Annotated in this window: 16 protein-coding genes; 11 read left to right on the forward strand and 5 right to left on the reverse strand. The window is 38.0% G+C overall.

Annotated features, from left to right (window positions below; genetic code table 11):
• Positions 1 to 6: 6 nt before the first annotated feature.
• From DUT68_RS17495 to dcd, 4 genes are all read right to left on the reverse strand, one after another.
• On the reverse strand, positions 7 to 2,691 hold the full coding sequence (locus DUT68_RS17495; RefSeq protein WP_113639526.1) for a Plug and carboxypeptidase regulatory-like domain-containing protein: 2,685 nt from the start codon (positions 2,689 to 2,691) through the stop codon (positions 7 to 9).
• Between the two features lie 6 nt (positions 2,692 to 2,697).
• Positions 2,698 to 5,349, reverse strand: a complete 2,652-nt coding sequence (locus DUT68_RS17500) for a TonB-dependent receptor (RefSeq protein WP_113639527.1) — start codon at positions 5,347 to 5,349, stop codon at positions 2,698 to 2,700.
• A 6-nt stretch (positions 5,350 to 5,355) separates the two neighbouring features.
• On the reverse strand, positions 5,356 to 8,043 hold the full coding sequence (locus DUT68_RS17505; RefSeq protein ID WP_113639528.1) for a TonB-dependent receptor: 2,688 nt from the start codon (positions 8,041 to 8,043) through the stop codon (positions 5,356 to 5,358).
• Between the two features lie 205 nt (positions 8,044 to 8,248).
• The gene (dcd, locus tag DUT68_RS17510) at positions 8,249 to 8,785 is read right to left on the reverse strand and encodes a dCTP deaminase (RefSeq protein WP_113639529.1); all 537 of its coding nucleotides are present in this window, start codon (positions 8,783 to 8,785) and stop codon (positions 8,249 to 8,251) included.
• Positions 8,786 to 8,954: 169 nt separating this feature from the next.
• Here dcd and DUT68_RS17515 point away from each other — a divergent pair, with 169 nt between their 5' ends.
• The 5 genes from DUT68_RS17515 (at position 8,955) to DUT68_RS17535 (ending at position 11,959) form a co-directional block, all read left to right on the forward strand.
• Positions 8,955 to 9,602, forward strand: a complete 648-nt coding sequence (locus DUT68_RS17515) for a 4'-phosphopantetheinyl transferase family protein (protein ID WP_113639530.1) — start codon at positions 8,955 to 8,957, stop codon at positions 9,600 to 9,602.
• Positions 9,603 to 9,702: 100 nt separating this feature from the next.
• Positions 9,703 to 10,398, forward strand: a complete 696-nt coding sequence (gene lipB / locus DUT68_RS17520; protein ID WP_113639531.1) for a lipoyl(octanoyl) transferase LipB — start codon at positions 9,703 to 9,705, stop codon at positions 10,396 to 10,398.
• A 127-nt stretch (positions 10,399 to 10,525) separates the two neighbouring features.
• Positions 10,526 to 10,999, forward strand: coding sequence for a DUF5684 domain-containing protein (locus tag DUT68_RS17525; RefSeq protein ID WP_113639532.1), 474 nt, complete (start codon positions 10,526 to 10,528; stop codon positions 10,997 to 10,999).
• Between the two features lie 9 nt (positions 11,000 to 11,008).
• A complete protein-coding gene (locus tag DUT68_RS17530; RefSeq protein ID WP_198659628.1) occupies positions 11,009 to 11,341 on the forward strand; it encodes a DUF2752 domain-containing protein in 333 nt (110 codons plus the stop codon).
• 3 nt (positions 11,342 to 11,344) lie between these two features.
• Complete coding sequence (locus DUT68_RS17535) at positions 11,345 to 11,959, forward strand: SGNH/GDSL hydrolase family protein (protein WP_113639533.1); 615 nt, start codon at positions 11,345 to 11,347, stop codon at positions 11,957 to 11,959.
• On the opposite strand, the gene DUT68_RS17540 is transcribed toward DUT68_RS17535, so the two are convergent.
• Positions 11,940 to 12,674 (reverse strand): RDD family protein, encoded by a 735-nt coding sequence (locus DUT68_RS17540; RefSeq protein ID WP_113639534.1) that lies wholly within the window; start codon positions 12,672 to 12,674, stop codon positions 11,940 to 11,942. The genes DUT68_RS17535 and DUT68_RS17540 overlap by 20 nt on opposite strands.
• A gap of 208 nt (positions 12,675 to 12,882) precedes the next feature.
• Between DUT68_RS17540 and DUT68_RS17545 the strand changes: the two genes are divergently transcribed.
• From DUT68_RS17545 to DUT68_RS17570, 6 genes are all read left to right on the forward strand, one after another.
• On the forward strand, positions 12,883 to 13,836 hold the full coding sequence (locus DUT68_RS17545; protein ID WP_113639535.1) for a stage II sporulation protein M: 954 nt from the start codon (positions 12,883 to 12,885) through the stop codon (positions 13,834 to 13,836).
• 12 nt (positions 13,837 to 13,848) lie between these two features.
• Complete coding sequence (locus DUT68_RS17550) at positions 13,849 to 14,736, forward strand: hypothetical protein (RefSeq protein WP_113639536.1); 888 nt, start codon at positions 13,849 to 13,851, stop codon at positions 14,734 to 14,736.
• Entirely contained in the window at positions 14,723 to 15,502 is a 780-nt protein-coding gene (locus DUT68_RS17555; protein WP_113639537.1) for a hypothetical protein, read from the forward strand. The genes DUT68_RS17550 and DUT68_RS17555 overlap by 14 nt, the downstream gene beginning before the upstream one ends.
• Positions 15,499 to 16,686, forward strand: a complete 1,188-nt coding sequence (locus tag DUT68_RS17560) for a DUF4350 domain-containing protein (RefSeq protein WP_113639538.1) — start codon at positions 15,499 to 15,501, stop codon at positions 16,684 to 16,686. Before DUT68_RS17555 ends, DUT68_RS17560 begins: the two co-directional genes overlap by 4 nt.
• A 56-nt stretch (positions 16,687 to 16,742) precedes the next feature.
• On the forward strand, positions 16,743 to 17,726 hold the full coding sequence (locus DUT68_RS17565; protein ID WP_198659629.1) for an AAA family ATPase: 984 nt from the start codon (positions 16,743 to 16,745) through the stop codon (positions 17,724 to 17,726).
• A gap of 98 nt (positions 17,727 to 17,824) precedes the next feature.
• Complete coding sequence (locus DUT68_RS17570) at positions 17,825 to 19,171, forward strand: DUF58 domain-containing protein (RefSeq protein ID WP_113639544.1); 1,347 nt, start codon at positions 17,825 to 17,827, stop codon at positions 19,169 to 19,171.
• Positions 19,172 to 19,247 lie beyond the last annotated feature (76 nt).

A 19,247-nucleotide genomic window follows, 5' to 3' on the forward strand; every position in this document is an offset into this window, starting at 1 on the left:
GTAAATTTATTTTACTTCGTAGTTGATTACTTTTCTAGCCAAGTTCCCTGTCCCGTCAATACCTTCAATAACTATTCGATACATGCCAGGTAAATCGGTATTAAAGTAACTTATGTTAGCTTTTCCGTTGCTGTCGGTAATAATTTTTGGTTCCCAAAATACGGTGGTTCTTAAATCAGGGTCGGTGTTTGGCGTAACATCGTATTTAGGTGAATAAAACGTTTTTACGGTGTCGTAGCCAATGAGCATATTTTTAACAACACCGGGTGTATATTGTGAGGTAGAACTTAAGCCAGTGCCAGTTTTTGTAGTAATCACAACAACGAAACTGTCTGGGCCTACTCCGTTTGCGGCGTAGCCTTGTGATTGTTTGAGTATTTCGAGGGTTTTAATATTCGTGACGTCAATGTTGTCGATATCATAATCACTTCCGTTTAAATTATAACGTAAACCGTCTATAAATATCACAACTGATCGCCTTGGAACTTGTAATTGACCACGTGTAACGGTCAAATTGGGCACTATTGACATGAGGTATCTCGATAGTAACACCGCCTTTTCTAAATCTTTTGCATTCACGGAAATATCTATGATGCCAGGTAACATTAGCTCTTCAAACTGTTTGCTTGTTGGGCGGCGTTTAACGATATTAACTTGATTAAGTTGGATGGTTTTGTTTAGAAATCCCTTTTTCGTTTGATCATCGAGATATTTTTTGCTAGCGGATAAATAATTGTTTAAAGTTTGGTTAATATTTACCTCTATATCGCCAGTGTTGGGATTGGGAGTAACTGTTTGCTCGGTGCTAGCATCTAAAGTTATAGTGACAAATTTTTTATCTTTTTCCGTTCGGGCTTGTACCACATATCTCAAAGTATCCGTAAGTTCAATTTGGTCGAAAACAAAGTGACCGTTTTTGTCAGTTAGGGTATCAACAGCAAAAACTTTTCCTTTTAACGAGGCTAAGGTAACCTTTCCATTGATAACGGGCTTTCCACCCTTAGTTACCGTGCCACTTATTTGTAGTGATTTTTCAGGTTTGAACAACGGAATGTCCTTATTGTCGGCATTGATTTTATTCCAATCTATTTTGCGCCAACCTTGGCTTAGCATGAGGTTGTCTAAATCTGTCAGTGTGTTTTTATCCTGGTTAAGAAAATAATAATTTGGCTTTTCTACGTAACCCTTCAAGTCAGCAGTTAATAGTAACTGGGTCCATATGTTGCTTTCATTTTCTGGGTCGGGCTTTATTGCCGATGTGTTGGTAACCGCAATAGAAAAACTGCCTTGTACCGGTTCTTCCTTGTTTGTGGCTAATAGGCTAAAATCAACTTTTTGTCGGGTGCCATAGGTAGCGTTTAGCTGCTCGGTAGCGATGGCAATTTTATCTTGAAAATTATTAACGAAAACAATCCTTTCGCTTAGCGGAGTAAGGTTAGCTGAAAATAAGGTTAAGGTAAGCACTCCAGATGGGAAGTTGTTTTTAGGAACGCTCAATGAAACCACCTGCTTATCAGAGGCTATCTTTTTAGAGAAATAAACGATGCCGTTTTTCTGTGCTACTAAATAATAATCGTCCTTATTTAAGAGGCTTTCCGATAAGTAAACCTTTACACCCATTACGCTGGTTTCCAAATTGTTTACCGAAAGTACGATACCATTTTTATCTGCCAAGGGAAGTTTCACGGTACGCTGTACGTTATCCTTAAAGCTGATGTTGGCGGTATATATTTCGTTAAGCAGCGGATTTAATACAAAAGCGCCAATACCCACCTTATTAGTTTCAAATTTGGCTACTTCTGTTCCATTTTTATCAGTGAGGGTGCCACTTGCCGTTACGCCAAGTCCATTGCTTCCTACAATTTTTACTGCCATTTTATTAGGTAAGTTGGCAACATAACTTCCACCTTCAGGCAAAATTTGGATATCTACATCCTTTGAGATGCCTATGAGTGGTATTTCCTTGCGTACTACATCGTTATTGGGCAGTTTCAGTGAAGCAATTAAGAAACTTTTTTGGTTAAGTTGAAGCGTTTTATAGTTGATGTTTAGCGTGATTTTGCCTTCGTTATTAGTAGTTGCCTTACCACTAAGCGCTGTTTGCGTTCCTATTTTCACCTCATAACTCACATTGTTTCCGATGTAAGGCGTATTAAATTTATCAGTAAATTGAATGGTGGTACTTACTTTTTGCTGTTCGTTTTCCTTGTTTACCACGTGGCTTACCATTGTAAATACATTGTTGGCCCACGAATTTCCAATTTTGATGGTTTTATCAAATAAAAAATCAGCTCCGTTGTTACGCATCCATTGTGTGTATGCTCTTATGCGATAATTCCCTTCTTTAAGCGAATCAATAAGGTTAAAATTACCCCAACTTATGCCGCGGGTTAAGGGTAGTTTCAATGCTTTAGCAACGTTATCTGTTTCATTAATCAACTCCACGTATAACACATTGCTGATATTAGAAGGAAACCCTGTTTTTGCATTAACCACATATGCTTTGAACCAAATATCATCGCCTATGGCATAGTAAGGTTTGTCCAAATGCAAGTGCACTTTTTCTTGTGCATTTGCAGTGGTATATTGGGCTAATCGTTGTAGTAGCGCATCAATATTTTTTTCTTGTGCATTTGCAAGTTGCGTGCAGAGTAGTAATAATATGAAGTATAGAGAACGTTTGTGGATCATGATTTTCTATTTTACATCGTAAGTTAATACTTTCCTGGCTAAATTTCCCTGCACATCAATACCTTCAATCACCAATCTATAAGTGCCAGGTACATCTGCATTGAAATAGCTAATTTTCGCTTTACCATCAGTATCGGTGTTCAAATTGGGCTCCCAAAAGATAGTTGTTCTTAAGTCGGGTTTTTCATTTTCCGTCGTATCGTATTTTGGTACGTAAAATGTTCTTGTTGCTGAGTATCCTTTAGCTTTAAATGCAGTAATGCCAAGTGGAGGTGTCGCGTTTTTAGATGGATCATAAATCTTAGTAGTTATAATCATTACGCCGCCGGCACCTCGCCCACCATAGGCAGAAGTGAGGCCTGCATTTTTTAAAATCTCAATCGATTCTATATTTTCTACATTCTTTAACACATCATTATTCATCATCCCTTCAACTATCAACAGCATAGGGTAGCGATTATTATACAAGTAAAATGGGCCGTCGCCGGCAAGTCCTGCAACCCTTGCTTTTAAAAAATTCGCCAAATGGGTTACCCCCTTCAAGTCTTTTTCGGTAAATATCTTATCAGCGTTGCCAGCACCATTAATATTTTTTGATCGTGATGGTTCTGGTTTCTTAGCAGTAATTGATACCTCTTTAAGTAAATTAGTTTTAGAAAGGAATCCTTTTTTTTCTTGGTCTAAAAAATGCTTTTCACTTTCTTGCAGATATTTTTTTAGCGTTTGGTGAACGTTTTGATCCATTTCGCCGATGTATTCGTTGTTTGCCGTTAATGGCGGCGAAATAGTATCAACCAATATTTTGATTTGTTTCTGTTTTGTTTCTGTTTGTAATAAAAAGTTCCTTTCCTCTTCAAAATCAATGTCGTCAAATACAAACAATCCATTTTTATCTGTAATCGTATCTAACTTTAAAAAGCCGTTAGATACGGACAGTAGGCTTATCTTTTCGGCAGGCTTTGGCTTGGAACCCAGGCTAACTTTACCACTTAATTTCAAGGTTTTTTCAACAGGGAAAGTATGAGTTTTTTCGTTATCGCTTGTCAGTTCTTGCCAATTTATCTTTCTCCAACCTTGAGTAAGCAAAAGGTTGTCCAAATCAAATCTTCTTTCCCAATCATCTTTTAAAAAGTAGTAGTTGGGTTTTTCTACATGTCCTGCTAAATCGGAAGTAAGCAGAAGCCTAGTTAAAATGTTAGTTTCGTTTTCAAAATCAGGTTCTACAGCAGCTGCATTGGTAACAGCAATGGATAAATTAGTCAAACGAGCCATATCATTTTTTTTGGCTGTTAACACCAAATTTACAAGTCCCTTTTTGCCCTGTGAAATAGTTGCGCTATCTAACGCTATGTCAATTTTTTGTTTAGAGGAACTGATAAATGCAATACGTTCATTTAACGGAATGAGGTTTTCTGAAAGTAAAGTAATTTGGACAATACCGACAGGAAGACTATCCTTTGGAATAGTAACAAAATTTACTTGACTTTTTGAGAGGATAGGAGAAGAAAAATACACTCTCCCATTTTGGTGGATAATTAAGTTATATTTTTGGTTGTTTACCAATGTTTCAGAAAAATAAACATGAACAGACAGCTTTTGTTCATCTAGATTTCTGACAGTTAGTACGGTGCCCTGCCTTGATGTGTTGGGAAGATTTACAACCTTTTTTGATCCATCGTTGAATATTAACTCGGCAGTGTAGCGCTCGTTATTTTCCGGAGTTAAAAAAAACGAACCCATGCCTAATTTATTGGTTTCCGCTTTTGCAACAATCATTCTTTGGCTGTTGAATACAATAAATGATGCAGGTTCGCCCAGTCCCTTTTGGTTAATTATTTTTATAGCGATGTTGTTAGGAATACATTCAACAAATTGTCCTCCCTCAGGGAAAAATTGAATATCTCTATCTTTGATATTTGCTTTTAAAGCATATTCTTTATGGATTACTTTTTTGTTAGGCAGCACAATATCGGCCAAAATTTTACCGTCTAACTTAACGTTAAGTTTAGTAGTGGTTACTATAGTGATTTCGCCCTCAGTATTGGTTTTTGCTCTACCTCTTTCTGTATTATCATTTGTTTTTACAAAATAAGTAACGGCGGCATTTTCAATAGGAACTTCCTTTTTGTCAGTAAATTTTATAGTGGTAGTAATTTTTTGCAGATTGCCATTAATTTCAATTGAGTGGCTGGCAGAAGTGAACAAATCATTTGCCCACGAATTACCAATTTTAACTGTTTTATTAAAGAAAAACTCCGGGCTACTATTCCTCATCCATTGAGTATATGCCCTGATCCTATAATTTCCCTCAGCATATAAATCGCTAAGTTTGAAATCGCCCCAGGCAATGCCATTTCGCATTGGTAACGTTAGCCGTGTTAATAGAGAATCTGTTTCATTGATCAACTCCACGTATAATATGTTGCTGATATTAGAAGGAAAGCCTGTTTTTGCATTAACCACATAGGCTTTGAACCAAATATCATCGCCTATGGCATAGTAAGGTTTGTCCAAATGCAAATGCACTTTTTCTTGTGCATTTGCAGTAGTATATTGGTCTAGCCGTTGTAACAGGGCATCGATATTTTTTTCTTGTGCATTTACGATTTGCGTGCAGAGTAGTAATAATATGAGGTATAGAGAACGTTTGTGGATCATGATTTTCTATTTTACATCATAGGTTAATACTTTCCTGGCTAAATTTCCCTGCACATCAATACCTTCAATCACCAATCTATAAGTGCCAGGTACATCTGCATTGAAATAGCTAATTTTCGCTTTACCACTGGCATCGCTCACCATTTGTGGCTCCCAGAATATGGTAGTACGCAGGTCAGGTCTGCTGTCTGGTTTAACATCATACTTTGGAGCATAAAATTCTCTCACAACTGCATAGCCTTTTGGCACATAGTTAACTAAACCCGGTGTGTAAGGGTTTACCGACCTTGCTCCATCACCACGTTTGGTGTTAATTACAATTACGCCAGCCCCGCCCTGCATGCCATAAATCGCAGTTGTCCCGATGCTTTTTAAAATCTCTACTGTTTCAATATCCTGTACAACGATATCATCTAGGTCGAAACTATCTCCGTCCATCATCATTCCATCTAAAGATATGCGCATTGGACTTTGACTACCTCTAGCAAAAGCCTGCCCGTTACGTATTTGTACGCCAGCTACACGTCCCTGCAAGTACTGCGATAAAGAAAATGCAGTTTCCAATTCCTTGGCGGTAATTACAGCATCGGCATTGCCAGCCCCGCCAATGTTTGATGAGTTGTAAGTAGGTTTGCGCTTCTCTACAATGTTTACTTCATCCAACAAAATAGTTCTGTTAAGCAAGCCTCTTTTGGTCTGATCTTCGAAAAATTTGCCACTTGCATCTAAATAGCCAGCAAGTGCTTGGTTAATATTCACTTCAATATCGCCAGTATTTGGATTTTTGCTTACCGTTTGCCCGGGGATATTGTCCATCACAATGTCAACAAACTTTTTGTCTTTTTCGGTACGGGCTTGCACTACAAATTTAGTGCTATCTAAAAACTCAATCTGATCAAAGTTGAAACGGCCTTTGTCATCAGTTAAAGTATCAGTCATGAAAAAACCACCTGTAAATGAAACTAAAGTGATTTTCCCTTTCACAACAGGTTTTCCACCTTTAGTAACGGTTCCGCTTATTTGTAACTTTTTCTCCGCAGGAAACTTTTCTGCTAGTGGCCCGCTTTCCACCTGTTTCCAATCAATTTTGCGCCACCCTTGAGTAAGCAACAGGTTGTCAAGATCAAACCTCGTATTTCTATCATTATTTAAAAAATAGTAGTTCGGTTTTTCTACATAACCACTTAAATCGGATGTTAACAAAAGTTTGGTAAGGATGTTCGTTTCATTTTCCGGATCGGGCTTAACTGCAGCGGTATTGGTAACAGCAACCGAGAAACTTCCTTGCACAGGTTTACCATCATGCGTAGTGGCCAATGTTAAATCCATTTTTCCACGCTTTCCATAGCTGTCTTTGAGATTTTCGGGCTTAACCTCAATTTTATCGTTAACGTTGTTTACAAAAACAATACGCTCATTTAATGGCACAAATGTAGATGATAATAGCGAAAGCTGAACGATTCCCGAAGGCAAACTATCCTTAGGAACAGTTAACGAAGTAACTTGCTTTGCCGATGAAACTTTGGTTGAAAAATATACAGTACCATTGTGTTGTGCCAAAAGATTGTAATCGCTTTTGTTCAATAAATCTTCAGTTAGATAAATTTTCAACGACATTTTATTGCTGTCTAAATTACCTACCGAAAGCACCGTGCCACTTCTTTCAGCCGTTGGAAGATCCATGGTTTTTTTAGCGCCGTTGGCAAAAGTTAGGTTAACCTTACAGGTTTGTCCTACAACAGGGTTGATGAAAAAAGAGCCAATGCCAAGTTTGTTGGTTTCAAATCTTGATATTTCGGTTCCATCATTACCCACAATTACGCCACTAGTTAACTCGCCTAGGCCACTGCTATTGATTGCCTTAACACCCAATTTATTAGGTAAGCCAGCTACCATTTTACCGCTTTCTGGTAAAAACTGAACGTCAATATCGTTTGAAGTGGTTTTAAGTGGGATTTCCTTAGTAATAACCTGCTTATTAGGTAATGTAATAGTGGCGGAAATATGGCCGCTTTTCAGCGCTTCAGGCTGTTTATTGGTGGTAGCAATTATAATTTCGCCGCGGGTATTCGTGTTTCCCTTGCCTCGCTCCACCGTTTTGTTGTTTAATTTTACCTCGTAACTTACAGCGGCATTAGCATAAGGTAAATCTTGTTTATCCGTAAACTGAATAGTTGTAGTTACTTTTTGTTGGTTGTTTTCGGTACTGAGTACATTATTTGATTTGGTGAAAACCTTGTTGGCCCAAGAATTTCCAATCTTGATGGTTTTATCGAAAAAGAATTCTGGACCTGCGTTACGCATCCATTGCGTGTAGGCTCTAACCCTGTAGTTGCCTTCCTGTAAAGAATCGGTTAATTTGAAATCTCCCCAGGTAATACCGCTTTTCATTGGAAGTTTAAGCTGTTTGGCAATGGAGTCTTTCTCGTTAATTAACTCCACATAAAGCAAACCGCTAATGGTTGATGGCATACCTGTTTTGGCATTTACGGTATACGCTTTAAACCAAATGTTATCGCCTATGGCATAATAAGGCTTATCCATATGGAGATACACTTTCTCCTGGGCGGTCTTATTGGTTAAATCATCAAGTTTTTTTACAAAGTTGTTTAAGTTCGCATCCTGTGCCCAAGTTAAAGAAGAGCTCAGTACGCAAAAAAGCGCCAAGCCCAGTTTGAAAAATTTAGTTTTCATTCAGGTGTTTCATGTTAATAGCTATGAAACTACTGGACTTTGGAGTGCGTGAATCCGTTGGTTTCATTATAAAATAAATTAAATCCTTGCCAAAAAAGGCATTCTTCGGTTTGTTTGGTTGAGGTTTACGAACTTAATTTACGAGTTGATTTTGTTAAGTTACTAAATATAGACTATCATTTTGGTTACAAGGTTCAAAAAGTTTTTAAAAATTGTTTTTCCACATCATACTTTCCACGGGGCGAGTAGTTTTGTTGTTGTATTTAGCATTGGTTTTGGTGTTGTACATGTTGTCAATTTGGCCTTCAACAACGAAATAAATCAGTTGTCCCACTGGCATTCCGGCATAAATTCTAACTGGTTGTACACAAGATATTTCTAGGGTCCAGGTGTTGCAAAAACCCACATCGCCTTTACCAGCGGTAGCGTGTATGTCTATCCCTAAGCGTCCGGTACTGCTTTTGCCTTCCAAAAATGGTACGTGTCCGTGTGTTTCGGTATATTCTACAGTAACGCCAAGGTATAAGGTGCCAGGCTGCAATACAAATCCATCTTTCGGAATCTCGAAATGTTCTATCTTATTGTGGCTTTTTGCATCCAACACACGATCTTTATAAGTAGCCAAATATTTACCCAAGTGTACGTCATAGGAGTTAGTACCTAAACATTCTGGCTTAAAAGGTTCAATAATAATGGTGCCCTTTTCAATTTCCTCAAGTATCCGTTTGTCTGATAGTATCATTTAAAAGTTTTTTGGACTAAATTAGATTAAAATTAGCAAAGGGCAAAGGACATATTGCCAGCAATTTGGATGTTTTGTTTCGGTGTTAAACATTCGTGCTGGTTTAAATCTATTCCGCATGTGCTGTGTTAAATTTTCATTACTTTTGTACTGATTTTCTAAATAGAGGATGCCCATAGTTTTTGATTTAAAAATTGATGAACATACCGAGCTTTCGGTGTGGAAAATAGAGGAAAGCCACGAACAGCTAATGGCAGGCCTACAGCTCAAGCAGCACGAAATCGATATCATTGAATCCTTTAAAAGTGAGAAGAGGGCATTGCAGTGGTTGAGTACGCGATTATTGCTTAGAACCATGTTAGATACCAAGGAATACATTGACTGCCAAATGGATGACCACGGCAAGCCTTACTTGGTAAATTACGATTATCACATTTCCTTAAGCCATTCTTATGATTATGCTGCCGTGATGATTAGCAGAGATAGCAATAAAAAAGTGGGGTTGGATATGGAGATGATCAAGCATAAAATTAAACTGGTGCGCCATAAATTCCTATCGGATATTGAGCTATCGCAAAAGCAAATTGGTAATAATATTAACGGTTTGTACGTTTGCTGGTGCGCTAAAGAGGCTATCTATAAATGGCATGGAAAAAAAGAATTAGAATTTAAAAGAGATATCCATATTAAACCTTTTAAGTTGCGTGACGAGGGCGGCCTCAATGCACTGGTTGAACTGCCCGAAGGCACTAAAGAGTTGGAGATAGATTATTTTAAAACGGCTGATGGCTATATGCTTGCTTACGTAATTGGGTAGGAAATGAATGAATTTTGAATGAGTAAATTAGAGAATGACCAAACGTGCATCTGCAATAGGTCTAACTACTAATGTCTAACTACTAAATACTCAACAAAAAATGAACAAAAAAGTAAAATATATTGATTGGGGCTTAACTGATTATCAGGAAGCGTGGGACAGGCAAGAGGCAATTTTTAATGAAACGGTTGCGTTGAAAACCAAAAACAGAACCGAAAACACGCAAATTGAAACACCTAACTATTTGATTTTTAATGAGCATCCACATGTTTATACGTTAGGTAAAAGTGGTAAGCCCGAAAATTTGTTGCTGGATGAGCAGGGGCTGAAAGACAAGCATGCTACTTATTACAAAATTAACAGAGGCGGAGATATTACCTATCACGGACCAGGGCAAATTGTAGGCTATCCCATTTTGGATCTTGATAATTTCTTTACAGATATTCATTTATATCTCCGTACGTTGGAGGAAGCCATTATTTTAACCTTGGCAGATTATGGCATCAAAGCAGGTAGGTACGAAGGTTACACGGGTGTTTGGCTAGATGCCGACAACGAAAAAGCCAGGAAAATTTGCGCCATGGGCGTACGTTGCAGCAGATGGGTTACCATGCATGGTTTTGCCTTTAATGTAAATGCGGATTTAGCTTACTTTAAAAATATTGTGCCCTGCGGTATTGATGATAAAGATGTAACTTCCATGCAACGAGAGTTAGGCTATGAGCTGGATATGGAAGAGGTAAAATCAAAATTAAAAGGAAATATTGCCAAGCTTTTTGAAATGGTGGTGATCTAATAAAGATTGTTTAGCTTCCATGCAGGTCGGAATCTTTAAATGAAATAGTTTTAAGAAAGTCAAACGATTAATTTTGATTTCAATTGGTAATCTATAATTTTAGTCATTAAACTAAACCAACTAAATTATGGATTATTCTTCTCAGTATCCTTCAGAAAGCGTAGGCATTTTGGCAGCCGGAATTTTTGGCACTATTTTATTAGTTTCCTTTATTTTTACTTTGCCTTTCATTGCTGGCATGTGGAAGACTTTCACAAAAGCAGGTAAACCTGGCTGGGCGGCCCTCATTCCTATTTATAACACGTATGTTATGATTGAAATTGTTGGAAAACCAAGCATCTGGTTGCTATGGTGTTTGCTACCCTGTGTAAATTTTGTCTTTGCTATTTGGTTAACTAACCTAATCAGTAAAAGCTTTGGTAAGGATGAAGGCTTCACTGTTGGCCTTTTGTTGTTAGGATTTATCTTCTGGCCTATCTTGGGTTTCGGAAGTGCAAAATATCTAGGTCCGTCGGCCGCAGAGGCTCAACAAGGTCGCTTTGGGGGTAATTTTAACAATCCTAATGATCCTTTCAATCAACCTCCGGCAAATCAATTTTAATTGTTGCTAGTGTTAAACATTTACAAAATATCCGCTTTGCTATTTATAGGCAGAGCGGATATTTTTTTGATTCCCTGCCCATTTAAGTACTTATTTAAAATAGATTGCCCAGGTTGTGGGTTTCAGCGTTCGGTTTTGGCTTTAATTAAAGGCGACTTTCCTGCTAGCTTTGAATTATACCCTCCAACAGTTCCTTTTTTATTGAGCGTATTGTTAGGAGTTGGCACTTGGGTGCTAAAGTTGGATACTAATGCAAAATGGTTAAAAGCAATGTACTTTTTCACTGGTTTTGTAATGCTAGGGAATTATCTTTACAAAATCGTTTTTCATCAGTTACACTAAAATATGGCACAGCAAATTTCCTATCTAGCACTTGGCGATTCTTATACTATTGGAGAGGCAGTCGAACAATCGGCTTCGTTTCCGCATCAGTTGGTAGCGCTACTTAAAGAAAAAGGATTAGACGTTAGCGAACCAAAAGTAATTGCTAAAACCGGCTGGACCACCGATGAACTCAAGGCGGCTATAGAGCAGGAAAAGATCAACGAAACTTTCGATTTAGTGACCTTGCTAATTGGGGTAAATAATCAATATCGTGGCTACTCGCCAGAAGTTTACAAAAAAGAATTTACCGAATTGTTAGAAATGGCTATTGGATTTGCTAAGGGTGAGCAGCAAAGGGTGTACGTGGTTTCTATTCCAGATTGGGGCGTTACGGAGTTTGCTCAACAAAGCGGTAGAAACCAGCAAACCATAAGTGAGGAAATTGATGTTTTCAATGAAATCAATAAGCAAATTACCGTAGCGAAACAGGTTAGCTATTTAGACATTACACCTGCTTCTAGAGAGGCGGTGAACGATAATTCGCTTATTGCGAAAGACGGACTACATCCTTCAGAAAAAATGTACCAGCAGTGGGCACAACGCTTAGCAGCCTCAATTAAACTGCCTTCGAAGTAATTTGAATATAATCGGCAGAAACGGTTTTTAAAAATTGCATTTCATTCATTCCCTCCGGAATTGTGATGCCCAAAAATTCAGCTACTTTAGCCGACATGGTGTAAATCAATTCTGCATTGTAGGTGCGGTAATAGGTTCTAATTACCTCATGCACCAACTCAATATCCCTGTCTGCTAATAGGTGTACGCTAGCAAATTGCGGCACATAATCTTCATCACCGGGATGAAAAGCAATATGTTCAATTTTGGTAGCTGGTTGAGTTTTAATTACTGTAGTGCCGGCTACAATATCGCCAACACGTTGTTTCTTTTCCGAAACGGCCACACATAAAAAACCTAGTAAGTTGGCAGTTAAGGTAAAATCAATTATTCGGAAAACCCATCTAATAAAATATTGGCCTGTACTTGCTTGTGCGCCATCAATGCTCACAACTTTGATCTTCATTAACTTTTTGCCTAAACTTTGCCCATTGAAAAGTACTTCGCAAGTTAAATCATAAAAAGCATATGACGCTAAATATATGATAACAGCGATAATAATGGCCTTTTCACCTAAGCCACTAAACGAACCCACAATACTGCCAAAAATAACAACGAGATAAATTGCCATGAAAATAGCGAGGTCGATAAGATAGGCGGCAACTCTTTCGCCTAAGCCCGCTACCGGATAATCAATATCTACATGCTGGCTAGTGTTAATTTTTACGGTCTCCATGTTCAAATATAAAAATTATGCTTTCACTATAACTGCTGATGTAAATAATTTTAAACTCCAAATTCATTTAACTTGATTCCCCATGTTTGAAACCAATACGACGATAAAAATAGAGATAAGTTGCTACACTGTAGATTTTTTAGTTGTAATGCTTTTTTTGCAGGTTGATTTTTTTATTTTATTTTAACGGCAAATAAGCAACTGTCTGATGAAAGAAGCGCTCTTCGTTAAACAAAATTCGGAAAAATGGAAAAGTTATGAGGGATTAAAAACTGATAACCCTGATGAACTTGCACAGCGTTTTGTGGACATTACCAATGATTTGGCTTATGCTAAAACTTTTTATCCGAAGTCTAAAACTACTGCTTATTTGAACGGTTTGGCAGCTACCCTGCACCAATCCATCTATAAAAATAAAAAAGAAGAAACCGGGCGCATTGCCAGGTATTGGAAATATGAGCTGCCTACGTTGTTTTACACGTATCGAAGGCAAATTCTTTACGCATTCCTTTTCTTTGTTGTGGCCATGTCCATAGGTGTACTTTCGGCAAAATACGATGATAGGTTTGTGCGCCTAATACTGGGCGATCAGTACGTTGACATGACTAACGAGAACATTGCTGAGGGCAATCCGTTTGGGGTTTACAAAAAAGATAACGAAGCTTGGATGTTCCTTTATATTGCCATAAATAATACTTGGGTTTGCTTTGTGACCTATGTAAGTGGCGTATTTTTTTCCATTGGCCCGGTTTATAATTTGTTGCGAAACGGCATTATGGTTGGCGCTTTTGAGTATTACTTTTTTAGCAAAGGCTTAGGCTTACAGTCTGTTTTAGTAATCTGGATACATGGCACTTTGGAGATTTTATCCATCGTAGTTGTTGGTGGCGCCGGTTTGGTGCTGGGCCACGGCTTGCTGTTCCCCAAAACTTACACCCGCTTGCAGGCATTTCGAAGAAGCGCAAAAGATGCTTCAAAAATTGCAATTGGCATTATCCCAATTATTTTGCTGGCTGCTTTTTTCGAAGGTTTTGTAACCAGGCATACTGAAATGCCAGTTTGGCTTAGTGTATTTATTTTAGCAGCCTCATTAAGTTTTATGGTATGGTACGTGGTAATTTATCCATACCTGCTCCATCAAAAAACAAAAAAATTAAATTAACGCAGTTGATATATGAACGATAAAATTGAATTTAGGCAAATCAGAGAGTTTGATGGGATCATATCTGGAACACTGCTATTCATCAAGCAAAATTTTAAACCATTACTTAAATCTGTATTTTATCTATGCGGCTTTTTTATGCTTGCTGGAATCATTTCAGCCGTATTTACAGAAAATGAAATCAGCGGTTTATCCCAAAATTTTGAGGATGGTGATTACAATGAAAATGTATCATCATGGAGTACACTCCACATGCTAAGGTTGGTTTTAACATTAGTTTTTATGGTGTTAAACTACACAGCGCTTTACACTAGCGTACTGAGTTATGTGGCCCTTTATGTAGAAAAAGGTAACATAGCACCTAGCGTAGATGAGGTTTGGAGCTATTTTAAATATTATTTCTTCAGGGTAATGTGGGGCGGCATTGTGGTGTCTATTTTATGGGTAATCTGTTTCGTATGCTGTTTTATTCCGGGGCTTTATGTAACGCCTGCCTTGTTTGTTTTTTACGGCGTAATCGTGTTAGAAAATCAAGACTTTTCTACTGCGTTTAGTAGGGCATTTGCCTTAGTAAAAAACAACTGGTGGATTACCTTTGCTACCATTTTTGTAACCTTGGTGGTTACCACTTTGTTTACCAGTATTACCCTTATCCCAACGTATGTCATTATTTTCGGCGGTTATTTTTATGAAAAGGCCGAAGTTTTACAACAGGGTTTTCAAATATTCATCGCATTGTCGCAGCAACTCAGTCAAATATTTATGATCATTCCCTTGGTAACCACTGCGTTTGTTTATTACAGTTTGGTAGAGAGAAAGGAAAGCGTTGGTTTAACGAAGCGTATTTCTGAATTCGGAAACGGCTCAAACCAAGTAGCACAAACTGATGAAGAATATTAGCAAGCGTTTTTCGGTAGTTCTGTTGTTAGCCGCTTTTTTGCTGCTTACTTCAACTTTATTGGCGCAAAAACCCAAGGCAAACGCGTTTAAAAAAGTAGCTAAAGATACCATTGCTTTGCGTTTGGATAGCAGTAAAACCAAAGTACGACAATTTGATGGGCAGGCAATTGAAAGATACAAGGCAGAGAAAGAATTCCAGTATGGCGAATCTGATACTCAGCAATTAAATTGGTGGGAACGATTTTGGAAGAACTTTTGGGCTTGGATAGATCGGCTTTTCGGAAGCGATGAAGCACCCAAAAAATCAAAAAGCTGGCCAGCTTTCGTTAAGTACGGGGTGATAGCTATTGTCGTGTTAGGCATTATCTTCGTTATTTTTAAGCTAGTGGGTGTCGACTGGAAAATTTTCTCCAAAAAGTCGAAGGAGATAGAAGTACCCTACGATGAAAGTTTAGAGAACATTCATGAAATTAGCTTTGAAGATGAACTTTTGAACGCCACGCAAAGCCAAAATTACCGATTGGCAGTGCGTTTACTTTACCTGCAAACGTTAAAACTGCTTAGCGATAAGGAGTTAATTGATTGGGAGGTAAATAAAACTAATGCGATTTATGTGAAAGAGTTTAAGCAAAACGGTGGAAACGATGTTTTTGCCAACTTAACCTATCAGTTTGAATACGTTTGGTACGGCGATTTCCCAATAGATAAATCCATTTTCGACATGATTCAGGCTTCTTTTGAACAATTTAAAAATCAAATCAAATGAGCGGACTAAGAAGATACCTGATTTTTGGCGCCATTTTGTTGGGCTTGTATTTTGTGGCGCAGTATACTAAACCAAAACCAATTAATTGGGAAAAAACCTTATTGCCAGAAGATAAAATTCCTTTCGGAACCTATGTTCTTCGTCAACAAATTGCTGATGTTTTTCCGAAATCAACACAAACTATAGCTAAGCGAGATGTCCTTGCTACATTAAATACTGCTGCCGAAACAAGGTCAAATTACCTCATCATTGCCCCAAGTGTACAGCTAAATGCTGAAGAGCTAAAAGCAATGATAAAGTACATACAGGCAGGCAATCATGTGCTAATTGCGGCCTTTGAAATGACTGGGGCTCTCGAAGATTCACTGAAAGTTAGCCTGGCCGGGTCATTTAGATTTACTAAAAAGAAATATCCTGTCAACTTTACATCGCCTTATTTAAAAAGAGAGCTTGATTACTATTTTGAAAAAGGTATTTCGGCCAATTATTTTACCAGTATTGATACTGCTAAAGCGATGGTATTGGGCAGGAAATATGAGGAGCTTCCTAACTTGGTTCAATACCGTTTTGGCAAGGGGAGTTTAGTATTATGCGCCAATCCTCAACTTTTTACAAATTATAGCTTGTTGAACGAAAATGGTGCTGATTATGCAGCAAAAGTGCTATCGTATTTGCCGCAGGCTAAAATGCTAATTTGGGATGAGCACTTCTCTCGGCCAGTGGTAAATAGTGAGTCACATTTTAGGGTGCTTTTCAGCTACGAGCAGTTGCGCTGGGCCTATTATTTAGCGTTGATAGGACTCATTGTTTTCGTGCTTTACGAGATGAAACGCAGGCAGCGCATCATCCCTATTATCGACCCTTTAAAAAATACTTCGGTTGAATTTGCCAAAGTAGTTGGAAGGGTCTACTATCAGCAACGAAATCACAATGATATCATCGATAAAAAGATCAATTATTTTTTGGCCTATCTCAGAAATAAGTATAGGTTGAAAACTACCATTTTAGATGAAGAATTTACATCGAGCTTAATTAAAATTACAAGTATTGATGAAATGCTAATTCAACAAATCATTGCATTTATAAACGCTTTTCAAAAACAGGATAAAAAAACTAAAACTAACGACAATTATTTAATACAATTTAATAAACTAATAGAACAATTTTATAAGCTGGATAGGTAGTAAGATTTCTCGTCATTGCGAAGCAATCTCTAGCAGATGATAAAAACAATATAAACATGGAACAAGAACAAGAAATGTTTAACCAACGTACTGATTTAAGTGAGCTAAGCCAAGCCGTTGAACAAATTAGAACGCAGTTGGGAAAAATTATAGTGGGCCAAACCGCAACTATCGATTTACTGATAGCTGGCTTGTTAGCTAACGGACATCTTTTATTGGAAGGGGTGCCTGGTGTGGCTAAAACACTGAGTGCAAAATTGGTGGCAAAAAGCATCTCGGCTACATTTTCAAGAATTCAATTTACACCCGATTTGATGCCTTCAGATGTTTTAGGTACGGCTGTTTTCAGTCCAAAAACTGCGGAGTTTCAATTTAGGCAAGGACCAATTTTTGGCAACATCATTTTGGTTGACGAGATTAACCGAGCACCAGCTAAAACACAATCTGCATTGTTTGAAGCTATGGAGGAACGCCAGGTAACTGTAGATGGCAACACCTACAAAATGGAAGAGCCTTTTATGGTTTTGGCTACACAAAATCCAATTGAACAGGAGGGAACGTATCGCTTGCCAGAAGCGCAGCTAGACCGTTTCTTGTTTAAAATTGAAATTCAATATCCATCCCTTGAAGAAGAAATTGAAATTTTAACCCAACAGCACCAAACGGATACATTGCACCAGCTTGAAGATATTAAGCCAGTACTTAATGTGGCACAAATTACAGCCTTAAGGGCCACAATTAAGGCGCTACATGTGGAAGCTAAGCTGTTGGCCTACGCCGCTCAAATAGTTAACGAAACCCGCCAAAATAAAGCCTTGTATTTAGGGGCGTCACCTAGGGCATCTTTAGCAATCGTCAATAGTGCTAAAGCTATTGCCGCTATGGCGGGCAGGGATTTTGTAACACCAGATGATATTGTAAAGGTAGCTACACCAGTATTAGCCCACAGGGTAATGCTTAGCCCAGAAAAAGAAATGGAAGGGTTAACTACAGCAGATATTATTGCACAAATTATTAAGAAGATCGAGGTGCCTAGGTAAGTCCTTTCGTCATTGCGAGGCACGAAGCAATCTTACAACTAAAGTTATAGCCGCTTTAGGATTACTTCGTGCCTCGTAATGACGGCAAAATGAAAACAATGAAAAAACTATTTAAACAGTTCTACACCAATCTGTTTTTAGAGAACAGGCTTTTTATAGCGTTGGGTACTTGCTCAGCATTGTTTCTTTTTGCTTTTTTTTTGCCCATCTTGGGCGATATACCCTATATTGCCTTTAGCGTTTTAGTTGCCTTATTACTTATTGATGTTTACCTGTTGCACGCCGTTAAAAAGACTGTTTTTTTGAGGAGAGATGTGCCTGAAAGATTAAGTAATGGAGATGATAACGAACTTAAAATCTACCTCGAAAATTTTTATCCTTTTCCAATATCCGTAGGTATTATAGACGAAATTCCTTTTCAATTTCAAAAAAGAAATTTGTGGTTTAACGCCAGCTTAAAACCTAAAGAGCAAAAAATTATTAGCTACCTTTTGCGGCCAACTAAACGGGGCGAGTACGAATTTGGATTTACCCGCCTGTTCATTAAATCTCCCTTGGGCTTGGTAAGCAGGAGGTTTAATGTGGAGGGAACTGGAATGGTTCCAGTTTATCCATCTTTTTTAAAGCTGCGAGAATATGAATTAATGGCCATCTCCAACCGATTGGTTGATGTAGGGATAAAAAAAGTGAGAAGAGTTGGTAACAGCATGGAATTTGACCAAGTAAAAAACTATGTTGCTGGAGATGATATTAGAACCATCAATTGGAAGGCAACCGCACGTAAAGCGGATTTTATGGTGAACTCCTACATCGAAGAAAGATCACAGCATATTTATTGCGTTATTGATAAATCGAGGGCGATGAAAATGCCTTTCGAAGAGATGAGTTTGCTAGATTATGCCATTAATGCCAGTTTGATTTTATCTAGCGTAGCCTTATTGAAACAAGATAAAGCAGGTTTAATCACCATTGCCGAAAAAACCAAAAATGTGGTGCTTGCTGATCGTAGGCCCACGCAGCTGAATAAAATTATGGAAGTGCTTTACAAAGAAAAAACCCGTTATCTGGAAACAGATATGGAAGCACTTTTTGTAAGTTTACGCTCTGCGCTAAAGCAACGCAGTTTGGTGGTGTTCTTCACTAATTTCGAAAGTATGTCTGCTTTGGAAAGGCAGCTTCCTTACCTTAAACGTATTGCTAAATATCACCTGCTGCTGGTGGTGTTTTTTGAGAATACCACGTTGAAAAGTTTAAGCGATGATGATGCAAAGGATGTGGAGGGGATTTACATCAAAACCATCGCCGAAAAATTTGCTTACGAAAAACGTTTAATGGTAAAAGAGTTAACTAAGCACGGGATTTTGAGTTTACTTACTGCCCCACAAAATTTAACTGTTAACGTTGTAAACAGGTATTTGGCAATTAAAGCAAGGCAGCAGATATAATAGTTCGATTGTATTTTTAACACCTTGTCATCGTAAGTTTGTAGAGAAAAGTTTGGATAGGATTAAACGGAATATA

It is taken from the genome of Pedobacter zeaxanthinifaciens, assembly GCF_003313335.1.
GTDB classification, from domain to species: domain Bacteria; phylum Bacteroidota; class Bacteroidia; order Sphingobacteriales; family Sphingobacteriaceae; genus Pedobacter; species Pedobacter zeaxanthinifaciens.